Origin of the sequence: Shinella sp., assembly GCF_052438155.1 — a bacterium.
In the GTDB taxonomy this organism is placed as follows: Bacteria; Pseudomonadota; Alphaproteobacteria; order Rhizobiales; family Rhizobiaceae; genus Shinella.
The window spans coordinates 174,815-194,172 of record NZ_JBQVPI010000003.1 but is presented as its reverse complement, the minus strand read 5'-3'; the positions used below and the strand labels follow the sequence as shown (position 1 = coordinate 194,172).

General features: G+C 61.5%; 15 protein-coding genes and 1 pseudogene. 6 read left to right on the top strand and 10 right to left on the bottom strand.

Annotated features, from left to right (window positions below; genetic code table 11):
- Positions 1-323: 323 nt before the first annotated feature.
- Entirely contained in the window at positions 324-980 is a 657-nt protein-coding gene (locus ACT6VE_RS07880) for a pentapeptide repeat-containing protein (RefSeq protein WP_444798263.1), read from the bottom strand.
- Positions 981-1,496: 516 nt separating this feature from the next.
- Between ACT6VE_RS07880 and mprF the strand changes: the two genes are divergently transcribed.
- Entirely contained in the window at positions 1,497-4,094 is a 2,598-nt protein-coding gene (mprF, locus tag ACT6VE_RS07875; RefSeq protein ID WP_444798052.1) for a bifunctional lysylphosphatidylglycerol flippase/synthetase MprF, read from the top strand.
- Positions 4,091-5,458, top strand: coding sequence for a virulence factor family protein (locus tag ACT6VE_RS07870; protein WP_444798051.1), 1,368 nt, complete (start codon positions 4,091-4,093; stop codon positions 5,456-5,458). Before mprF ends, ACT6VE_RS07870 begins: the two co-directional genes overlap by 4 nt.
- A gap of 282 nt (positions 5,459-5,740) precedes the next feature.
- Here ACT6VE_RS07870 and ACT6VE_RS07865 read toward each other — a convergent pair whose 3' ends face one another.
- The 7 genes and pseudogenes from ACT6VE_RS07865 to ACT6VE_RS07835 form a co-directional block, all read right to left on the bottom strand.
- Positions 5,741-6,580 (bottom strand): ABC transporter permease, encoded by an 840-nt coding sequence (locus ACT6VE_RS07865; RefSeq protein WP_444798050.1) that lies wholly within the window; start codon positions 6,578-6,580, stop codon positions 5,741-5,743.
- On the bottom strand, positions 6,573-7,436 hold the full coding sequence (locus tag ACT6VE_RS07860; protein ID WP_444798049.1) for an ABC transporter permease: 864 nt from the start codon (positions 7,434-7,436) through the stop codon (positions 6,573-6,575). Before ACT6VE_RS07860 ends, ACT6VE_RS07865 begins: the two co-directional genes overlap by 8 nt.
- Entirely contained in the window at positions 7,433-8,476 is a 1,044-nt protein-coding gene (locus tag ACT6VE_RS07855) for an ABC transporter ATP-binding protein (protein WP_444798048.1), read from the bottom strand. The genes ACT6VE_RS07860 and ACT6VE_RS07855 overlap by 4 nt, the downstream gene beginning before the upstream one ends.
- 8 nt (positions 8,477-8,484) lie before the next feature.
- Positions 8,485-9,600, bottom strand: coding sequence for an ABC transporter substrate-binding protein (locus ACT6VE_RS07850; RefSeq protein ID WP_444798047.1), 1,116 nt, complete (start codon positions 9,598-9,600; stop codon positions 8,485-8,487).
- A 14-nt stretch (positions 9,601-9,614) separates the two neighbouring features.
- Positions 9,615-10,646: a histone deacetylase family protein gene (locus tag ACT6VE_RS07845; RefSeq protein ID WP_444798046.1), complete on the bottom strand. Its 1,032-nt coding sequence runs from the start codon at positions 10,644-10,646 to the stop codon at positions 9,615-9,617.
- 101 nt (positions 10,647-10,747) lie between these two features.
- Positions 10,748-12,400 (bottom strand): annotated as a pseudogene (locus ACT6VE_RS07840) (choline dehydrogenase); the annotation flags it as partial.
- Positions 12,401-12,405: 5 nt separating this feature from the next.
- A complete protein-coding gene (locus ACT6VE_RS07835; RefSeq protein WP_444798045.1) occupies positions 12,406-12,714 on the bottom strand; it encodes a cupin domain-containing protein in 309 nt (102 codons plus the stop codon).
- 164 nt (positions 12,715-12,878) lie between these two features.
- On the opposite strand from ACT6VE_RS07835, the gene ACT6VE_RS07830 reads away from it, so the two are divergent.
- Complete coding sequence (locus ACT6VE_RS07830) at positions 12,879-13,841, top strand: LysR family transcriptional regulator (RefSeq protein WP_444798044.1); 963 nt, start codon at positions 12,879-12,881, stop codon at positions 13,839-13,841.
- Positions 13,842-13,932: 91 nt separating this feature from the next.
- On the opposite strand, the gene ACT6VE_RS07825 is transcribed toward ACT6VE_RS07830, so the two are convergent.
- Both ACT6VE_RS07825 and ACT6VE_RS07820 read right to left on the bottom strand, forming a co-directional pair.
- On the bottom strand, positions 13,933-15,120 hold the full coding sequence (locus ACT6VE_RS07825; protein WP_444798043.1) for a TCR/Tet family MFS transporter: 1,188 nt from the start codon (positions 15,118-15,120) through the stop codon (positions 13,933-13,935).
- Between the two features lie 383 nt (positions 15,121-15,503).
- Entirely contained in the window at positions 15,504-16,142 is a 639-nt protein-coding gene (locus ACT6VE_RS07820) for a TetR/AcrR family transcriptional regulator (RefSeq protein WP_444798042.1), read from the bottom strand.
- A 284-nt stretch (positions 16,143-16,426) separates the two neighbouring features.
- Here ACT6VE_RS07820 and ACT6VE_RS07815 point away from each other — a divergent pair, with 284 nt between their 5' ends.
- The 3 genes from ACT6VE_RS07815 to ACT6VE_RS07805 are packed head-to-tail and all read left to right on the top strand — an operon-like array spanning position 16,427 to position 19,352.
- Entirely contained in the window at positions 16,427-16,990 is a 564-nt protein-coding gene (locus tag ACT6VE_RS07815) for a TRAP transporter small permease (protein ID WP_444798041.1), read from the top strand.
- Positions 16,991-17,000: 10 nt separating this feature from the next.
- Entirely contained in the window at positions 17,001-18,281 is a 1,281-nt protein-coding gene (locus ACT6VE_RS07810; protein WP_444798040.1) for a TRAP transporter large permease, read from the top strand.
- 54 nt (positions 18,282-18,335) lie between these two features.
- Positions 18,336-19,352, top strand: a complete 1,017-nt coding sequence (locus ACT6VE_RS07805) for a TRAP transporter substrate-binding protein (protein WP_444798039.1) — start codon at positions 18,336-18,338, stop codon at positions 19,350-19,352.
- The last annotated feature ends 6 nt before the right edge of the window (positions 19,353-19,358 follow it).

Here is a 19,358-nt window from a genome sequence, read left to right as displayed (position 1 = left end):
TCCAGGGCATTCCCGCAAATCGTTGCAGGACCATTGGAGCGTTCGCGCAGGGCGGTCGTTGACCTGGGTCAAACAAGCGACGATTGCCCAGTTAATGTCTCAGGTCAGCGCGAAATCCGGCTACGCCAAGATATTTTGGCGGCCTCGAAGGCATTCGAACCATCAAGGCGGGGTTCAGCGCAGAGGGTATCGGCCATGTCCGGTTTGCTTGTCAGCGACCCTACAAGCTGGGGTCGAGGGGAAAAGCCCGCGCGGTTCAGCGCCAGCCAGCAAATTCATGCTGACCTCTTGAGCCAGACGTGTACGGGCGAAGAAGGGACGTCTCAGTCCCGTGGGCAGGGCCAGGATGTTGGTGCCGTAAGGCCTTTCGGAAGCTTGGTCTTGGCGTCGCCGCAGGCAATGTCAATCTGGGACTGGTCGAGACCGGCAGCGCCGGACAGATCCAGCCCCTCGATCCGGGTCAACAACATGAACGCCCTTTCAAAGCCGAGCGTTCCCTGCACGCTCGCCTTGGTCAGATCGGCGCGCGAGAGGTTCGCATAGGAAAAGGTCGCCCCCGACAGTACCGCCTCGGCAAAGGTCGCGCGGCTCAGGTCAGCCTTCTCGAAACTTGCGTAACGCAGATCGGCACCATTGAACGTAGCGCGTTGAAGTTCGGCGGATGCAAACGAGGTTCCCTGCGCAGAGACATTCTGAAAGCCCGCTCGATAGGCTTCGACCCTTTCGAAATTCGCCTTGTCCAGACGCGCACCAGTGAACCAGGCGCGGATCAAGGTCGCCTTCTCCAGATCGGCAGTCGTCAAATTCGTATTGCGCATGTCGGTTAGGCTCAGGTCGGCATCACGGAAATTCGCACCGGAAAAATCATTTCCGCTCAGCATCAGGTTCTTCTTGCTGCAGTTGCTCCAGTCGACTTCAGGCGCTGGATCTGCCCGGCAATCCGCGGCGTTGGCAAGACGGAAAGGAAGGCTCACGGCCATCGCCAGGAATGCCGCAACGAAGCCAAAAAACACGCCCTTCTGCAGTCCGCTCACTGATGTAACTCCTGTTGCAAATGCTGCTTCTAATCTGACAGCTACGTAAATATGGCGATTAGAAGCCAAATGTCATCAGCCAACTCGCGGCCGCAGAAACATCAAGGCGTTCATCTCGCTGCCCAATGGGTAGTTCGGGTCAGGCGTTGGAATCCAGCGGCGATTTTGACCTCTCCGTCATGGCACAGGCCTGATGTTCCGGCAAATTCTGTGGGGATTTTCCATTGGGAGCCATATGAGGCAGGCTCTCAATGCAATCCTGCCGCCAGACCACGTGATGTCGGCACCGCTTTCCCGCTCCAGCGTGAGCTTTCGGGAGGCCATACAGCCGCGCGTGACCTGCGCCCCGACTGTCGGATTTTGTAAGCCTACTCGTTTCAATTGCGGTTACTTTCAAATCGTCCGATATTTGCCACATCCGCGGCTAGTATGCGGCTCCGTCAGCTCAGTACGGGTCGGAACATGGTGGATGAAAAGAGTGTCGTTGCCGAAGATCGGTCGTCGCGGTTTGTCCGGCTGTTCCTGACATATCGGCTCTATGTCCTCGGGGCGGCGAGCCTCTTCGTCTTCGCCCTCGTTGCCTTCGCCATTTACCAGCTGACAGCGGAGGTGCGCTACGAGGACGTGCTGGCAGCGCTTTCGGCGACCTCCTGGAGCGCCATCGCGATGGCAGTGCTCTTCACCGGCTTGAGCTTCTTCGCACTGATTTTTTACGATGCCAATGCGCTTGACTATATCGGCCGCCGAACGCCCTTTCCTTCGGTTGCCGTGACGGCGCTCATGGCCTATGCGGTTGGCAACACGGTGGGCTTCGGGCCGCTCAGCGGCGGGGCGATCCGCTTCCGCGCCTATTCCCGCCTCGGCCTTGCGCCCGGCGAGATCGCGCGTGTCATCGCCTTCGTTACGCTCGCCTTCGGCCTTGGTCTGCTCTGCGTCAGTGCGCTTGCCACGCTTGCCGTCGCCCCACGCGTCGCCGGCATCCTCGGTATCGATGCACTCTGGCTGCGTGCCATCGCGCTCCTCGTGCTTGCCGCCTTGATCGCCTTGTTCTACGCTGGCCGCAGCGGCCGTGCGATCGGCATCGGGAACTTCAGCCTTCGTCTGCCCGACAGCCGCACCACCTCTCGCCAGTTCCTCGTCTCGGCCTTCGACATCGCGGCCGCAGCATCCGCCCTCTACGTGCTTCTGCCGGATACGCATGTCGGCTGGCCGACCTTCCTCGCCGTCTATGCAGTGGCGATCGGCTTCGGCGTGCTCAGCCACGTACCCGCAGGCCTTGGCGTCTTCGAGGCGATCATCATGGCGGGGCTGTCCAATGCGATCGGTATCGACCAACTGCTCGGCAGCCTCGTGCTTTACCGCCTGATCTACTATGTGCTGCCCCTGTTGTTGGCGACTGTTCTACTGCTCGTCACCGAAATGCGGCAGCTCGTGCTGAAGCCGGGCGTGGCGGAGGCCGCACAGCTTGCCGGAAAACTCGCCCCGTCGCTGATCGCTGCGCTCTCGCTTGTGCTCGGCACCATGCTGATCTTTTCGAGCGTGGTGCCGACCCCGGGCTCCGACCTCGATTTTCTCTCCACCTACCTGCCGCTGCCGATCGTCGAGGGCGCGCATTTCCTGTCGAGCCTGATCGGTCTCTTGCTGATCATCGCCGCCCGCGGCCTCGGCCAACGTCTGGACGGCGCCTGGTGGGTGGCGCTTGCCGGCGCTTCCGTCGCGTTTGCTTTCGCCTTCCTGAAAGCCATCGCCGTGTTTGAAGCGGGGCTGCTCGCCTTCTTTATCGTGGCGCTGCTTGCCAATGCCCGCGCCTTCGACCGGCACAGTTCGCTGCTCCGCCAGGCGCTCGGCCCCTCCTGGCTTGCGGCCATCGCAGTCGTCCTCGTCACCGCTGCCCTCATCTTGCTGTTCGTCTATCGTGATACGGAATATGCACATGAGCTCTGGTGGCAGTTCGAATTCTCGGAGGAGGCCCCCCGGGGCCTGCGTGCCCTGCTCGGTCTTGCCATCGCGGCCTCGGTGCTGGCGCTTTCCAGCCTGTTGCGGCCAGCGCATCTACGCGCGCAAGGCCCGACAGCGGAGGAGTTGGACAGGGCTGTCGCCATCACCCTTGGACAGGATGTGGCCGACGCAAATCTCGTGCGCATGGGCGACAAACGGTTGCTCTTCTCCCCCTCAGGAAACTCCTACATCATGTATGGCATCCACGGCCGGTCCTGGGTCGCACTCTCTGGCCCGATCGGCCGGGAAGACGAATTTCCGGAGCTCGTCTGGCAGTTCGTCAGCGCGGCGCGGGCCGGCGGCGGACGCGCGTCCTTCTACCAGACATCTCCTGCCCTGCTCTCGGCCTGCGCGGATGTGGGGCTACGCGCCTTCAAGCTCGGAGAACTCGCCATCATCGATCTCGCGCAATTCGAGATGAAGGGCAGTCGCTTCGCCAATCTCCGACAATCCTACAGCCGCGGCCTGCGCGACGGGCTCACCTTTACCGTCGTGCCACCCGCCGAGATCGCTGCGATCCTGCCCGACCTCAGGGCAGTGTCTGATGGCTGGCTCGACCACCACAACACCAGGGAAAAGACCTTTTCGCTGGGCGCCTTCGAGGATGCCTATGTGCTGGCGCAGCCGGTCGCCGTGGTGCGGCTGGCAGAGCGTATCGTCGCCTTCGCAACGCTGCTGGTGACGGACACCAAGGCGGAGGCGACGGTGGACCTCATGCGTTTCGCGCCTGACGCACCGAAGGGCGCGATGGATTTCCTCTTCGCCAGCATATTCGAGTATTTGCGCTCGCAAGGTTATCGCCAATTCAATCTCGGCATGGCGCCGCTTTCCGGCATGGCGCGGCGCGAGGCAGCGCCGGTCTGGGATCGCGTCGGCGGCACGCTTTTCGAGCACGGCGAACGCTTCTACAATTTCAAGGGTCTGCGCGCCTTCAAGTCGAAATTCCATCCACGCTGGGAGCCGCGCTATCTTGCGGTCTCGAACGGCACCGGCGCGGCGCTCGCCATGATGGACGTGACCTTCCTCATCGGCGGCGGCGTCAAAGGAGTCATTTCCAAATGAAGACTTGTTTCCACTTCGCAGCCACCGGCCTCCTCGCGTGCTGTCTCTCGCTCGCCGCATTCGCACAGGACATGCAGGCTTTTTCGACCGGCATGATCCCTGCCGATCACATCCTGATGCCGGACAGCGCGCCGGAGGCGAGTATCTTCCTGATCTCGGGCGCCGCCGGCTGGGGCGCGGCGGAGGACAAAGAAGCCGCCGGGCTCGCCGCCAAGGGCGCGGCCGTCATCGGCATCGATTTCCCCACCTATCTCAAGACCCTGCAGGCCGACAACGGCGATTGCATCTACATGATCTCCGACATCGAGGCGCTCGCCCACCAAGTGCAGCGCGCCGGCGGGGCCATGAGCTACAACCCGCCCATCGTCGCCGGCATTGGCGAAGGCGGAGCGCTGGCGCTCGCCATGATCGCGCAGAGCCCCTTGGCAACGATCGGCGAAGCGATCGTCGTCGATCCCGAGGCCGGCATCCCGCTCGACAAAGTCCTCTGCACCCCCGCTTCCAAGACCAAAGCGGGGGGCCGCACGATTTACGGCCTCACCGATGGCGCACTGCCCGCTTCGGTGACCGTGCTCCTGACCGGCAACGCGTCACAGGACGGTCGCGACCACGTTGCCGCCCTGAAACAGGCTCATGCGGATATCGATGTGCGCAATGAGACTACATCGGCCGCCAGCGCCCTGTCGCAGGTGCTCGCCGACCGCGTGGATGCGGCCGGTGATACGGAAACGCCGCTCGGCCTGCCACTCAGCATCCTCAAGGCAACGCCGGCCTTCGACACGATGGCCGTGGTCTATTCCGGCGACGGCGGCTGGCGCGACATCGACAAACAGGTCGCCGGCGCACTGCAACAGCGCGGTATTCCCGTTGTCGGCGTGGATTCACTGCGCTACTTCTGGTCCGAGCGCGAACCGCAGGAGACGAGCGACGACCTTGCTCGCATCATCGATGCCTTCCGCAAGCAATGGAACGTCAAGCATGTGCTGCTCGTCGGCTATTCCTTCGGCGCCGACATTCTGCCGGCCACCTACAATCTCCTCTCGCCCGAGGACCGTGCCCGCGTGCAGCAAGTGACGCTGATGGCGCTCTCCCATCAGGTCGACTACGAAATTTCCGTATCGGGTTGGCTCGGCGCCGCTGGCGCTGGGGCGGGCGGCGATCCGGTCGAGGATATCGCCAAGATCGACGCCAGACTGGTCCAATGCATCTACGGCACGCAGGAGGGCGACGATCCCTGCCCCACCCTGAAGTCTTCGGGCGTACAATCGATTGCCATCGAAGGAGGCCATCATTTCGACAGCGACTACGAGAGTCTTGCCGGGCGTATCATCGATGGGTTGAAGGCGCGGCTGGCCCAGAATTGATCACCACTGCCAGGCGAGCGCCCTGCCTTTTCCGAAAGAACCTTACAGACGGCAAAGACGACGTCGTAGCTGCCGCGGCCAGATTCAGCGGGCTTTGAAAAGCGGCAGTTCGAGAGCTTATCAAACGGCTTTCCTGGTAGACCAAGGAAGTACCCCCAAAGTACGTCGCGATCGTTCAGGCTCGCTCCTCGCGCTTTAAGTTCCTGATTTTTCGCATGTCGTTGGCGCTAAACCGCTGCACACCTTTGGGCGACATGCATTAAAATGTCCTTGCGATATTGATTATCCGAACTCTGGTCGTGCGCGACGGGTCCGGACGAACACAATGAGAGCAAGGCCGATAAGCACCGAGCCGGTGAGTGCCATCGACGCGACTGCGAGCGCTGGTGTGGCCGCGGAGCGCAAGGACAGCCACATGAGAACGGGCAACGTCTGGCTGCCCCGATCCGTCAGGAAAAGCGCCATTACGAACTCGTTCAGCGAAATCACGAAGGCAAACAGCGCCGACGAAAAGATGCCCGTCGTACACCCCGGAAGCACAACCTCGACAAAGACCCGCCACGGGCGCGCGCCGAGATCAAGAGCCGCTTCAACGAGCCGCTGATCGACGGTGCGGAAGACGGCTTCCATCAGCAGGAAGACCAGCGGCATGGCCCAGAGAGAATGGGCAAGCACGACCAGCAACGGCGAACCGAAAAGCGACATGCCAAAAACCTCGATCCGGCTGAACGTCATCGCAATGCCAAGACCCAGAACCACGCCGGGCATGAACAGCGGCAACATGATGATAACGTAAAGCACAGAGGAGCCCCGCATTCTGGAGCGTGTAAAAACCCATGCAGCGGCAACGCCAGTACTGGTGGAGAGGAGCATCGTGCCGGTGGCGATAAGCAAGCTGTTGGCCAATGCAGACGTCCATTGCGCGCTTCCGGCAAAATCGAGATACCAGCCGAGGGACAAGGCACGGACAGGGAAACGGAGCTGCTGACCGGCACTGAACGACATTGCCAGCGTCATCAGGATCGGGAGCAGGATGTACACCAGGATGCTCGCGCCGAAGAGGGTTGCCGATATCCGCAGGATGCGGTCCCTTCGCGCTGGCATTGGAACGGATCTAGACATGGAAAGCCCTCTGGGTGGGCTGAAGCCAGCGGACCACGACAATCATGCCGGCAACCCCCAGCATCAGCGCCATGGAAAGTGTTGCGGCCATGGGCCAATGATGTTTACTCAGCATCTGATCCTGGATCAGATAACCGAGCGTCCACAGCGTATCGGGGCCAAGCGCCAGCGGTGTCGCGTAGGCGCCCATCGTCCAGATGAAGGCTTGCGCGAAGGCCGCAAACAGACCGACGATCGTTTGTGGCAGGATCACCTCGTAAAATGTCGTGAGCGGCGGCGCACCGAGATCGGAAGCGGCCTCTAGCGTACGCCGGTCGATGCCATCGAAAACCGAGAGCAGGATGAAGAAACAATAGGGAAGTGTGACATAGACGAGGCCCACGAGGGCGGCACCTTCGGTGTACATCATACTGATCTTGTTGTTGATCAGACCTGCCGACATAAGAAGGTAGCTGAGCAGCCCGTTTTTGGGAAAGACCATCCACCAGCCGAAGATGATGGCAATCTCGGAAATCAGCATTGGCAGGAGGGCCAGCCCGATGAACATGATGCGCCACCGTCCCGGCCGCAACCAGACGAGCAGAGCGAAGGCATAGGCGAGGACGACCGTCAGGATCGACGCGAGGAACGCGAGCCGAGCCGTGTTCCAGATCACGCCGGCGATCAGCTGATCCGACAGGAGGCGGCGATAGTGTTCGAAGGTGAACCCGTCGACATAGGCGGTCATCGGCTCATGCCCGTTGAGGCTCATGCGGGCCATGAACAGGGCCGGCACGCCGAAGCAGACCAGCGAGAGCGTCAGCGCCGGCGCCATGACCAGCCAGAACCCCAGCCGGCTTTCCCCCGGGCGGCTCATGCAAACACCCGCATCGCGGCATTGTCCCAGCCAACGGTTACGTCGGCTCCGGGCTGGAGCCCCAGATTGGTGCGATGGTCGCACACCAGCGATACCTGTCCGGCAACGAGGTGATAGCGCCAGCTATCGCCAAGATACTCCAGTGTTTCGACGCGAAGATTCAGACGGTTTGCCCCCGTCGCCTCCTCCGGGCTCATGTGCAGTTGGGCGGGGCGCAGATAGAGCCGATGCCGGCCAGGCGGAAGGGGGGTGGCAAGGGCGAGGCAGAGCAGCGCTCCGCCTGCGTCACGATAGTCGTTTCCCGTCGCCGTGACCTCGAAGCACGAGCTTTCCCCAACAAAGCCATGCACGAACTCGCTCGAGGCTGCGCCATAGATGATATCGGGCGGGCCGATCTGCTCGATCTGCCCGCGGTTCATCACCGCCACCCGGTCGGAGAGCGCCATGGCTTCGCCCTGGTCATGCGTCACGTAGATTGCTGAAAAGCCGATCTGCTGATGCAGCCGGCGAATTTCCGCTCGCAGCTGCAGGCGCAGCGTCAGGTCGAGGGCGGAAAGCGGCTCATCGAAAAGCAGTACTGCCGGGCGAACCGCCAGCGAACGCGCCAGCGCCACCCGCTGCCGCTGCCCCCCGGAAAGTTGCTCGGGATAACGCTCTTCCATGCCGCCAAGCCGCACGGTGTCCAGCACCTCAGCGATCCTGCGGGCGATCTCATTGCGAGGAACCCCTCGCATCCGCAGTCCGAAGGCAATGTTGTCGGCCACCGTCTTGTGAGGAAAAAGCGCGCCAGACTGGAAGATCGTCGCTGTATCGCGTCGATAGGGCGGCAGCCGATCGGCGCGTTCGCCGTTGATGCGGATCTCGCCGCCATCGGGTGCTTCGAAGCCTCCGACCATCCTCAACGTCGTCGTTTTTCCAGAACCCGACGGTCCAAGCAGGGTGAGGAACTCTCCCTTGCCAAGGGAGAGGGATACTCCGTTCACTGCCATCACCGCGCCGTAGCGGCGGTGGAGACGGTCCAGTTCCAGCGCAGGCACCATCCCCACCCTCAGCCCGCCGAACGCGAGATCGCGAGCTTCATCCGGTCGTCAAACGCCTGATATTCATTATTGATGCTCGCCCATCCCTCCATTGTAATAAGCTGGAACATGCTGTGGAGGTCCTCGTTGGAGCGGGGATAGTTCTGCCAGTGAGAGGGCACCTCAACATCCCTGCGCGACATGAAGACCATTGATTTGGCGAGGAAGCGATCCTGAGTTTCCTTTGCCAGAAGGTAGTTGAGAAAGAGATCGGCTAGATCGCTGTGCCGCGTGCCGCGAACCTTGATGAACCAGTCAGTCCATGCCGATGTTCCTTCCTTTGGAACGGTGACCAGATATTCATCCGGGCTCGCCTGCATCAGGGAGAGCGCGTCAGAAGAATAGGTAAGTGCGGCATCCGCCTCCTCCTGGTTCAGGACTGTGGCCTGTTCCGCGCCGCTCATATACCATCGCGCGACACGCAGCTTGTCGAGTTCATGAAACAGCGGTTCGGCGCTTGCCATCGAAAACATGTCATCGAGGCCCGGCTTTCTGGCGCTCATCAGCGCCGGGACCGAGAGCGACCACCACCACGACGATCCGTCGAGCGTGACCTTCTCCGCGAGCTTCTCGTCCCAGAGAATCGACCAGCTCGTCGGCTCGAGACCGAGGCTCTTGCGAACCAGCAGCATGCAGGTGCCACCGGAAAACGGCACACCGTAGTCCCCTGCACCGGGGCGGGTCTCGGCGAAATAGGGATAGACCGCATCGAGATTGGGAAGCGCCGCACGGTTGTTCTTCACCCACAGGTTCTCGGCAATGCCCTGCTTGGTGACGAATTCTTCGGTAATGGTGATATCAAAGGGCGGGTTGTCCACCGGCGCGGCCAGGATTTGCGGCACCATCTGGTCCCAGCCGCCACTGCTCTCGACCCGGGTTCCAAATTCGGCATTGAAGGGTTCGATCACCGTTTCCTTGAAAACCGTCTCGTAGCCGCCGGACCAAGGGACGACAATCATGCCTTCGCCGGCAAAGCTTGCCTTCGCCGAGGCGACGGAAGCACGCCCGATGATGGCGGGCATGGCAAGAGCGACAGTGCCCGCTGCCAGAAAATGCCGGCGCGATAGATGAATCCTGTCAGTCATATGATGTTCCCTTTTTATCGTTGGATGAACCCGGTGATGACGTTGGCGGTATTTGTGCCGAGTGCTGCGATGGCGTAACCGCCTTCCATGACGAACAGGGTTTTCAGGCCGAGGGTCGAGATGTCGGCGCCGATCGTTAGGAAATCGGGCGTTTCGAGCCGGAATCCGCCAACCGGGTCGCCTACAAAGGTATCCACGCCGAGGGAGACAATCAGCACGTCCGGCCCGAATGTGCGGATCCGGGCGATCGCCGCGGCAAGAGCCTCACGATAGGCGGCAATGGTGGTCCCGAGCGGTAGCGGCAGATTGAGGTTGAACCCCTCGCCGGCACTTGTGCCAGTCTCGTGCGCATAGCCGGTCAGGAACGGATATTCCTGCTCCGGCCGGGCGTGCAAGGATGCGTAGAGCACATCGGAGCGATCGTGGAAGATCCGTTGCGTGCCGTTGCCGTGATGGTAGTCGACATCGAGGATCGCGATGCGGTTGGCGCCCTGGTCGAGCAGTGTCTGCGCAGCCACAGCAGCGTTGTTCACATAACAATAGCCGCCGGCAAGATCCGACGAGGCATGATGACCCGGCGGTCGGCATAGGGCAAAGGCGGCGTCCGCGCCGTTCGTGATTTCCTGCGTCGCCGTCAGCGTGACATCGACGGCTGAACGGATCGCGCTCCATGTCCCCTTCACGAAGGGCACGCACACATCGAAGGTGTAGCAGGACAGCATCGAATGGACGCTGTCATTTGGCAGCTGCTCCATGCCACGCATACCGAACATATAGGCAGTAGCAAAGCCACTGGCGCCAAACTCGACTTCCCACAATGGCCAGCATCGCTCGAGGAAATCCACGAAACCGGGCGTGTGGACGCGCAGGATCGAATTCAGTTCGAAAGACCGTGCATCGACAAAATCATGATGCCCCTCCACGCGCAACGCCGCGACGATCGCATCCATCCGGCCCGGATTTTCGCACATCGGGATCATCTGGTCATAGCGCATCTCCTTTGCGCCATCGTGACCACGATGAGCTTCTGAGTAGACTATGCGCATCAGGTGGACTCCTCCGGCGCAGGCTGACCCTTCGCATTGGCGAGAAGGGTTGCTGCCAGCAGGTCACGGTCGCCAGCATAGTTGCGAGTGATGGCGGGACCGCGCTGGCGCGTCGCCCACTGCGGGTCCGCCAGCAGCTCGGCCTCTACCGCTTCGGGAAGGTGCCGCCCGCGAATGAGATCGGATATGCGCTCGGCCAGTACGAGCGTGGGCGCATGCAGGTCGCCGGCCGTTGCCTGCGGCATCAGAGAAGCGTCGACCACGCGCAGGCCATGCAGCCCGCGCACGCGCCCATCGGGCGATGTCACGGCAGCCTCGTCGCTGCCCATTCGACACGTACCGCAGGGATGATAGGCGCTCTCTACCTTCTGTTTCACGAAGTCGTTCAGCAACGCATTGTTTTGAACGGCTGCACCGGGCGTCAGTTCCCGACCGCGGTACGGCGTAAAGGCAGGTTGCGCGAAGATTTCGCGCGTCAGGCGGACGCAGGCACGAAACTCCGCCCAGTCATCCTGATGCGACATGTAGTTGAAGCGCACGCGCGGCAGGCTTTCGGGGTGCGCGTCGCGCAGCCTGACCCAGCCGCGGCTCTTCGACCGCTTGGTGCCGACATGCACCTGGAACCCATGTCCTTCGGCAAGCGTTTGCCCATCATAGGAAATGGCGAGCGGCAGGAAATGAAACTGGATGTCGGGATAGACGATGCCTGCGCGGCTGCGGATATGGCCACCGCTTTCAAAATGGTTCGTTGCTCCGTGTCCGCGTTTGGTTGCCAGCCACTCGATGCCGATCTTCGCCTTGCCCAACAGGCTCTGCGTCGGGAACAGACTGACTGGCTGCGTGCATTCCATCTGAAGGTAGAGTTCCAGATGATCCATCAGGTTTTCGCCCACGTCTCCGGCGTCCTGCACCACAGCAATACCATGGTCGGCCAGTTCCTGTGCCGGCCCGACACCTGAACGTTTCAAGATGACAGGGGACATGATGGAGCCAGCCGACAGGATCACCTCCCGCTCGGCGGTGGCCCGTGCTGTGCCTCCCCCCACCGAAAAGACAACGCCCGTCGCCCGTCGCCCATCAAAGGTCACACGTTCGACCAGCCCCCCCTCGATCACCCGGACATTGCCGCGCACAATCGCGGGGCGCAGATAGGCGCGCGCCGCACTCATGCGACGCCCATCCCCGACATTCATTTCCATCGGGCCGAAACCTTCATGCTGCCGGCCGTTCATGTTGTCACTTCGCGCATAGCCGGCCTCAACGCCCGCCTCCACGAAAGCGTGATAGAGCGGGTTCGTCTCAGGCCCGCGCTTGATGCGCATCGGGCCTGCCGTTCCGCGGAGCCGGCCGCCACCCTCGACATTTTCGAGACGTTCGAAATAGGGAAGCACGTTCGACCAGCGCCAGCCGTCGGCGCCGTGCGCCTCCCACAATTCGTAATCCATGGGATTGCCGCGCACCCAGCACATGCCGTTGATCGAGGACGAGCCGCCAATCCCCTTGCCACGCGGCAAGTTCAACTCGCGGCCGCCCAGCGCCGGCTCAGGCTCGGTCCTCATGCCCCAATTGAAGCGTTTCGTGTTCATCGGAATCGACAAGGCAGCAGGCATGTCGACGACGACCGCCTTCTCGCTGCCGCCTGCCTCGATCACCAGTATGCGCGTGTCGGGATCCTCGCCCAGACGGTTCGCCAGGACGCAGCCCGCAGCCCCTGCACCAACAATAATGTAGTGATAGATGCCCTCATCCCGCATGTCGGCTACTCGACGATCATGTAGAATTTGAGCATCGGTACCGTCTGTCGCCAGGTGCCACTAAATCCTTTCGGCACGAGGAAAGACGCACCCTTGCCGTAGGTTTCGGAAAAACCCTCCGTCTCGAGCGTCACCTCGCCTTCCAGCACAACCATGAATTCGTCGGCGGGATAGCTATCGTAGTGTTCCGTATAGGGGCCGCAACGCCAGATACCGGCCTTCATGCCGCGTTCGGGACGAGCATGGTATGCGTGGTCCAGCCCCACCGGCAGCCCCTCGATCAACTCTGCATGTTCAAGAGGAAGATCGGGCATTTGCTGCCACCCTTCCGGGCCGGTTGAAGAGAAACGGATAGGCAGAACCATGGAAAAGCCTCGGGATTCGCGGGTGTTGAATTGCTGTGCACCGTGTGATCGCCGCGCGCGGTTGACAAGTTACAAGATTTCCAATTGAGTAACCTGAGGTTACGGAGAGAGCTTTGAGTAATCGTCAGTCTTTGACTGCATTGCGCGCATTTGAGGCAGTAGCGCGCCTGAATAGCATCTCGTCAGCAGCCGAAGAGCTGCACGTAACGCGGCCGGCTGTGTCAAAACAGGTTACGCAGCTCGAGCATGATATGGGGTGCGCCCTGCTTTTGCGCACCGGCAACATGATCCGCCTTACGCCTGCCGGGAGCGAGCTGTTTCTGGCCCTGAAGCAAGCGTTCGAACTGATCCATTCGACAACCGACACGATCATCCGCAGAGCCAAGCAAGGCCAGCACCTCCGGGTCTTGGTCTGTCGCGACTTCGCATCGAGCTGGCTGGCCGGCCAGGTGGGCGCATTCTTGGTGGCCAATCCCGGCATCTCGGTAGAGATCACCGCAGAGAAGAACGGCGCCTTCCGTCTGGACGAAGATTTTGACTTCCGCATTTTTTATGGAATGCAGGGGGCCAAGGCTGGAATGGGGCTCGAAGAAAGCGAGCTGTGCCGCTGGATCGACATGTTGGTTTGCACCCGCTCATTCGCGGATTCCTATCTCGGCCAAGACCGCGATATATGCGATGCGCCATATCTGATCGATGCCAATTATGACGTTTGGGACGAGTGGTGCGCGCTAACCGGAATCGATCCCGGTGGCCCGCGCCGACAACAGACCGTCTTCAACGAGACCACACTATGCCTGTCAGTTGCCGCATCGGGCGGTGGCCTGACAATAGGCGACAGCTTTCTGGCTATGCCCGCGATCCGGGCAGGTCAACTGATTGTGCCGCACAAGCTCGGTCTGATGAGCGCGCAGAACTATGCCCTCTTCAAGCCGCAGGGGCGCGCACCAGCGTCAGCGAGCCGAAAATTCGAATCATGGCTCCGCGGCGCGATCAATACCTATCAACTGACGGTGCTCCAGGTGCTTGAGGAAAAAGGAATTGAAGTCGCCGAACGCCCCTGTGACCAGGGGTAATCTGGCGGCTGTTGAGGGCCTGCTAACTCAACGGGATACGAACCTGCCGATAGATTGACGCCCCATCACCTCAAGAGCGTTCACTCACTTGTCACGCGGAAGCCTCCGCCTTTTCTAGCTGCAGCCCGAGGACGATCGGAATTGCGATGGCGTAGATAGCCACGGCCAACAGCCAAACGGCGCCGGGCCATTGCTCTCTGACGACAAAGTAGAAGCTCGAGAAGCCGAGTGGCGCGGCAATGGAGGCAAGGCTCACCACCGAGGCTAGCACGCCCTGGAACTGGCCTTGCAGGCTCTCCTCGACTTGCCTTGTCGCAAGCGACTGCAAAGCGGGTACGCCGATGCCACCGAGAGCGAAGACGGGCATGATTGCGAAGATCATCCAGCCTTGCGTGGCAAACGCCATGACCACAAGGGCGGCGCAGACGGCGGCGATGCCAGTGGTAACGGCTGCCCGCTCGCCCAGCAGTTTGACCGCTGGTCCAGGCAGGAATGCCTGAGCGAGCGTCTGGCACACGCCGAACGCGCCAAGCGACAGACCGATCCACAGCCCGTTCCAATGGAACGTATCTCCACACCACAAGGCCCAGCAAACACCGTAGGCTTCACCAATGGCACTGAAGAGGAAGAAGATCAGGATGACAGGCAGAAGGCTCTTCATTGAGAACGCCCAGCGCAATGGCCGCAGCGGGTTGAGTGCCGCCAGGTCGATCCTTTCGCGGGTCGGCATGCGCGACTCCGGAAGAGCGAAGAAGGCTAGAAGGAGGTTTCCACCGTTCAGCACGGCTGCTGCCATGAAAGGCAACCGCAGCCAGGTGTCACCAAGCGCGCCCCCGAGCACGGGCCCGACTATGAAGCCCATACCGAACATGGCGTTGAGCAGGCCGAAGCGGCGCGCGCGCGTCTGCGCGGGCGAAACGTCGGTGATGTAGGCCGCCGCCACCGAGGCGTTGGCGCTCGTTACGCCAGCGATCGCCCTGCCGAGCACCAGCATCCAGAGGCTGGGAGCGACGGCGAGGAAAAGATAGTTGATCGTGGCCCCGGCAAGGGAAACCAGCAGCACAGGTCGCCGGCCCAGCCGGTCGCTTAGCGAACCGAGTACCGGCGCGAAGATGAACTGCATGGCAGCGTAAAGGGCCGTCATGACGCCGATGTAGGCGGCCACGTTCTCGGCATGGGTAACCTCCTGCAACAGCGAAGGCAGGATGGGAAAGATCAGCCCGACGCCGACGGCATCAAGGGCGATGGCAGTATAGATGACGATGAGCGATTTGCGCATAGCGTGCTCCGTTCAGACGAACTCGGCAGCGACCAAAGGGCTACGGACGTTCGCTATAGCCGACAAATTGTCAGGCGGTTGATGTTTGGGAGACGCTGGCCGATCAGCTGCGCAGATGGCGTATACTTGGCTGCCTAGAAATGGCTGCCGATTTTCGCGACTATCGCCATCTATACTTGATTGCCTGGCACAGCAAGCCACATTTATAGCAACCCGTTGGGCCAGTTGAGTTCAGCCGCTCTTAAAGGCGCTGGAGCCACCGCTTCAACGTCGGCACCGTTCTACGTCGCGAGGATAGGGTGTCACCGCGGCCCAGTGACATTTTCGACAAACTCACTCGTCTTCGACGCGGCGCGCCAGCGAAGGCGGATACAGGACAAGCTCTACCCCTTGAGATAGTGGATAACCGCGTCTGCGATCAGGCCCTTGTGCCGCGTCATCGTTTCCGGCTCGGACAGGTCGCGCCGGAAAATCGTTCCGAAGGTGTAGCGGTTCGAGACGCGGAAGAAGCAGAAGGCGCTGATCAGCATGTGGACGTCGATCGGATCGGCCTGGCGCTTGAAAGCGCCCTCGGCGACACCGCGTTCCAGGATGCCAGCGATCGTTTCGATGACGGAGACGTTGAGGTCGCGGATCGCCTCCGAACGCAGCATATGGGCGGCGTGGTGGATGTTTTCGATGCTGACCAGCCGCACGAAATCCGGATTGGCCTCGTCGTGGTCGAAGGTGCTGGCGATGAGCGTGCGGAGTGCTTCTTCCGGCGCGAGGCTGGCGAGCTTGAGATCCTCCTCCAGCGTGCGGATCTTGCGATAGGCGCGCTCCAGCACGGAGAGATAGAGCCCCTCCTTGCCGCCGAAATAGTAATAGATCATGCGCTTCGACGTGCGCGTGCGCTCTGCGATGGCATCGACACGCGCGCCGGCGAGACCATGGGTCGAAAATTCCTCCGTGGCGACGACGAGGATATCTTCCTTCGTCCGCTCCGGATCGTTTTTTCGACTCGCCTCAGCCCGCTCTACCATTTTCCCCATTCTCCCCGCGATCAACTTGATTTTCATCAAGAAAACACCGCCTAACGGGCCGGCTAAACAGCCGTCCCATCTCGCCTCCCAGGAAAGTCATATTGAGCTTATGGGGGTCTTTCAAGAGACTCTGCTTGACATACGTACTAGTTCGTACATTTTGTAGATGCGCCGACGGCCAGGAGGAGGGCGTCGCTGCACCATAGCGCTAACGCGCCAGGCCGGACCTAGGCTAGGAACGGATACAGGCCGCATCAGCGGCAATTCGCTTTGGGAGGAGCGTTATGGTTCGCATCATTGATTTCAGCTTCTGGCTGCTGAAGGCAGCGATCGCCGCCCTGCTTGCCGGCATGGTCGTCCTCGTCTTCGGCAACGTCGTCCTGCGCTACGCCTTCAACACGGGCATCACCTATTCGGAAGAACTGTCGCGCATGTTCTTCGTCTGGCTAACCTTTCTCGGCGCGGTCGTCGCCATGCGCGAACACGGCCATCTCGGTGTCGATTCCCTTCTGCGTCGTCTGCCACCCAAGGGAGCAAAGGTTGCCGTCCTTGCCGGGCAGGCGCTGATGCTCTGGGCGACGTGGCTGATGATCAGCGGAAGCTGGACACAGACCGTAATCAACCTTCACGTTTCGGCACCCGCGACGGGGATTTCCATGGGCGTCTTCTACGGCGCCGGCCTTGCCTTCGGCGTGCCCGCCCTGCTCCTCATCCTCGCCGACATGATCGGCGTTCTCACCGGCCGTATCGACGTCACCACCGCCGAATTCGTCAAGGACAGCGAGGACGAGGTGGCGCTGGAACACCAGCCGGAGCCGTCCCTCGTCACGTCTTCCGTCAAACATTGAGGTTGCACCGATGACCGTCACGATCTTCTTCGGCGCCCTTCTCGTTCCCATGGCCCTTGGTGTGCCGATCGCCTTCGCCCTGATCCTCAGCGGCGTCGCGCTGATGATGTATCTCGGCCTCTTCGACGCGCAGATCGTCGCCCAGAACGTGCTCAATGGCGCCGACAGTTTTCCCCTGATGGCCGTGCCCTTCTTCCTGCTTGCCGGGGAGGTGATGAACACGGGCGGGCTGTCGCGCCGCATCGTCAACCTCGCCATGGCGCTGGTCGGCCATATCCGCGGCGGGCTCGGGTTCGTCGCCATCTTCGCGGCCTGCATCCTGTCCAGCCTCTCCGGCTCGGCGGTTGCCGATGCGGCGGCACTCGGCGCCCTGCTCTACCCGATGATGGTGAAATCCGGCCATGACCCGGCGCGCACCGGCGGGCTGCTCGCGTCCGCCTCGGTCATCGGGCCGATCATTCCGCCGTCGATCGGCTTCATCCTCTACGGCGTCATCGGCGGCGTCTCGATCACCAAGCTCTTTCTCGCCGGCATCTTTCCCGGCCTGATGATCGCAGCCGCGCTCTGCATCACCTGGCTGCTGGTCGCGCGCAAGGAGCAGTTTGCGCTGCCGCCACGCCAGAGCGGCGCGGTGCGCCTGAAAGCCTTCGTCGACAGCCTCTGGGCCTTGATGCTGCCGGTCATCATCATCATCGGGCTGAAATTCGGCGTGTTCACGCCGACGGAGGCGGGTGTCGTTGCCGCGGTCTATTCGCTCTTCGTGGCCATGGTCGTCTACCGCGAGTTGCCGCCGGCAAAACTCTTCGGCGTCTTCGTCGCTGCGGCCAAGATCACGTCCGTCGTCATGTTCCTCGTCGCTTGCGCGGCCGTCTCGGCCTGGCTCGTCACCGTCGCGGATGTGCCCGGCGAGCTCGTGTCCCTGCTCGAGCCGCTGATGGACAACCAGACGCTGCTGTTGCTCGCCATCATGGCCCTCGTCGTCGTGGTGGGTACCGCCATGGACATGACGCCGACCATCCTGATCATGACGCCGGTGCTGATGCCGATCATCAAGCAGGCTGGCATCGACCCGGTCTATTTCGGCGTGCTGTTCATCATCAACAATTCCATCGGCCTGATCACGCCGCCGGTCGGCACCGTGCTCAACGTGATCTGCGGCGTCTCCAAGCTCAACATGGAGCAACTGATGAAGGGTGTGATGCCCTTCCTCATCGCCGAAATCATCGTGCTTCTGCTGCTCGTCCTGTTCCCGCAACTCGTCACGTTTCCCGTGGCGCTGATGGGGCATTGAGCAGTTGATTTAACCGGCCGAACGCAAAAGCGCGGCCAAACCTGGGAGGAAAACATGCGCAATATCCTGAAGAGGCTGGTGTTCGGGGCGATCGTTCCGCTCGCCGTGCTGGCTGCCGGTCCGGCCGCGGCAGAAATCCGCGAGCACCAGCTCAAATTCGCCTCGGCCAACAACAAGGGTCACCCGCAGGTGACCGGCATGGAGAAATTCGCCGAACTGATCAAGGAGAAGAGCGGCGGCAAGATCGACGTGAAGCTGTTCCCCGGCGGCGTGCTCGGCGGCGACGTGCAGACCATTTCGGCGCTGCAGGGCGGCGTCATCGAAATGACCGTGCTGAATGCCGGCATCCTCGCCAGCAACGTCAAGCAGTTCGGTGCCGTCGATTTGCCGTTCCTGTTCAACAGCGGCGAGGAAGCCGACAAGGTGATGGACGGCGCCTTCGGCACGGGCCTGATGGATCTCCTGCCCGATACCGGCCTTGTGGGCCTCGGCTATTGGGAGCTCGGGTTCCGCAACCTCACCAACAACCGCCATCCGGTCACCAAGCTGGAAGACATCAGCGGACTGAAGATCCGCACGATCCAGTCGCCGATCCCGATCGAGCTGTTCAACAGCCTCGGCGCCAATGCCGTGCCGCTGCCCTATACCGAACTCTACACGGCACTCGAAACCGGCACTGTCGATGGCCAGGAAAACCCTGCCGCCAACATCCTCAACGCCAAATTCTACGAAGTGCAGAAATACATGACGGTGACACGTCACCAGTACAATCCGCAGATCGTGCTGATCAGCAAGAAGGTCTGGGACGGGCTTAACGACGAGGAGAAGGCTGTCTTCCAGTCCGCTGCTACGGAGGCGCGCGACTATCAGCGCAAGGTTTCGCGCGAGGTGGACGCCAAGGCCATCGAAGACATCAAGGCGACCGGCATGGAGGTCGGCGAGCTCTCGCCGGAGGAAACCCAGAAGCTGCGTGACGCCGTCAAGCCGCTGATTGAGAAGTTCGCTGCGGAGATCGGCCCCGAGACGGTTGCCGCCCTCTTCAAGGAACTCGAGACGATCCGCGGCAACTAAGGCCAG

Bases quoted from the DNA above. Each gene is read 5' to 3' on its own strand.
- ACT6VE_RS07870 (WP_444798051.1), top strand. From the start codon at position 4,091: ATGAAGACTTGTTTCCACTTCGCAGCCACCGGCCTCCTCGCGTGCTGT.
- ACT6VE_RS07820 (WP_444798042.1), bottom strand. From the start codon at position 16,142: ATGGTAGAGCGGGCTGAGGCGAGTCGAAAAAACGATCCGGAGCGGACG.
- ACT6VE_RS07835 (WP_444798045.1), bottom strand. From the start codon at position 12,714: ATGCCCGATCTTCCTCTTGAACATGCAGAGTTGATCGAGGGGCTGCCG.
- ACT6VE_RS07850 (WP_444798047.1), bottom strand. From the start codon at position 9,600: ATGACTGACAGGATTCATCTATCGCGCCGGCATTTTCTGGCAGCGGGC.
- ACT6VE_RS07860 (WP_444798049.1), bottom strand. From the start codon at position 7,436: ATGAGCCGCCCGGGGGAAAGCCGGCTGGGGTTCTGGCTGGTCATGGCG.
- ACT6VE_RS07845 (WP_444798046.1), bottom strand. From the start codon at position 10,646: ATGCGCATAGTCTACTCAGAAGCTCATCGTGGTCACGATGGCGCAAAG.
- ACT6VE_RS07865 (WP_444798050.1), bottom strand. From the start codon at position 6,580: ATGTCTAGATCCGTTCCAATGCCAGCGCGAAGGGACCGCATCCTGCGG.
- ACT6VE_RS07825 (WP_444798043.1), bottom strand. From the start codon at position 15,120: ATGCGCAAATCGCTCATCGTCATCTATACTGCCATCGCCCTTGATGCC.
- ACT6VE_RS07880 (WP_444798263.1), bottom strand. From the start codon at position 980: ATGGCCGTGAGCCTTCCTTTCCGTCTTGCCAACGCCGCGGATTGCCGG.
- ACT6VE_RS07815 (WP_444798041.1), top strand. From the start codon at position 16,427: ATGGTTCGCATCATTGATTTCAGCTTCTGGCTGCTGAAGGCAGCGATC.
- ACT6VE_RS07855 (WP_444798048.1), bottom strand. From the start codon at position 8,476: ATGGTGCCTGCGCTGGAACTGGACCGTCTCCACCGCCGCTACGGCGCG.
- ACT6VE_RS07805 (WP_444798039.1), top strand. From the start codon at position 18,336: ATGCGCAATATCCTGAAGAGGCTGGTGTTCGGGGCGATCGTTCCGCTC.
- mprF (WP_444798052.1), top strand. From the start codon at position 1,497: ATGGTGGATGAAAAGAGTGTCGTTGCCGAAGATCGGTCGTCGCGGTTT.
- ACT6VE_RS07810 (WP_444798040.1), top strand. From the start codon at position 17,001: ATGACCGTCACGATCTTCTTCGGCGCCCTTCTCGTTCCCATGGCCCTT.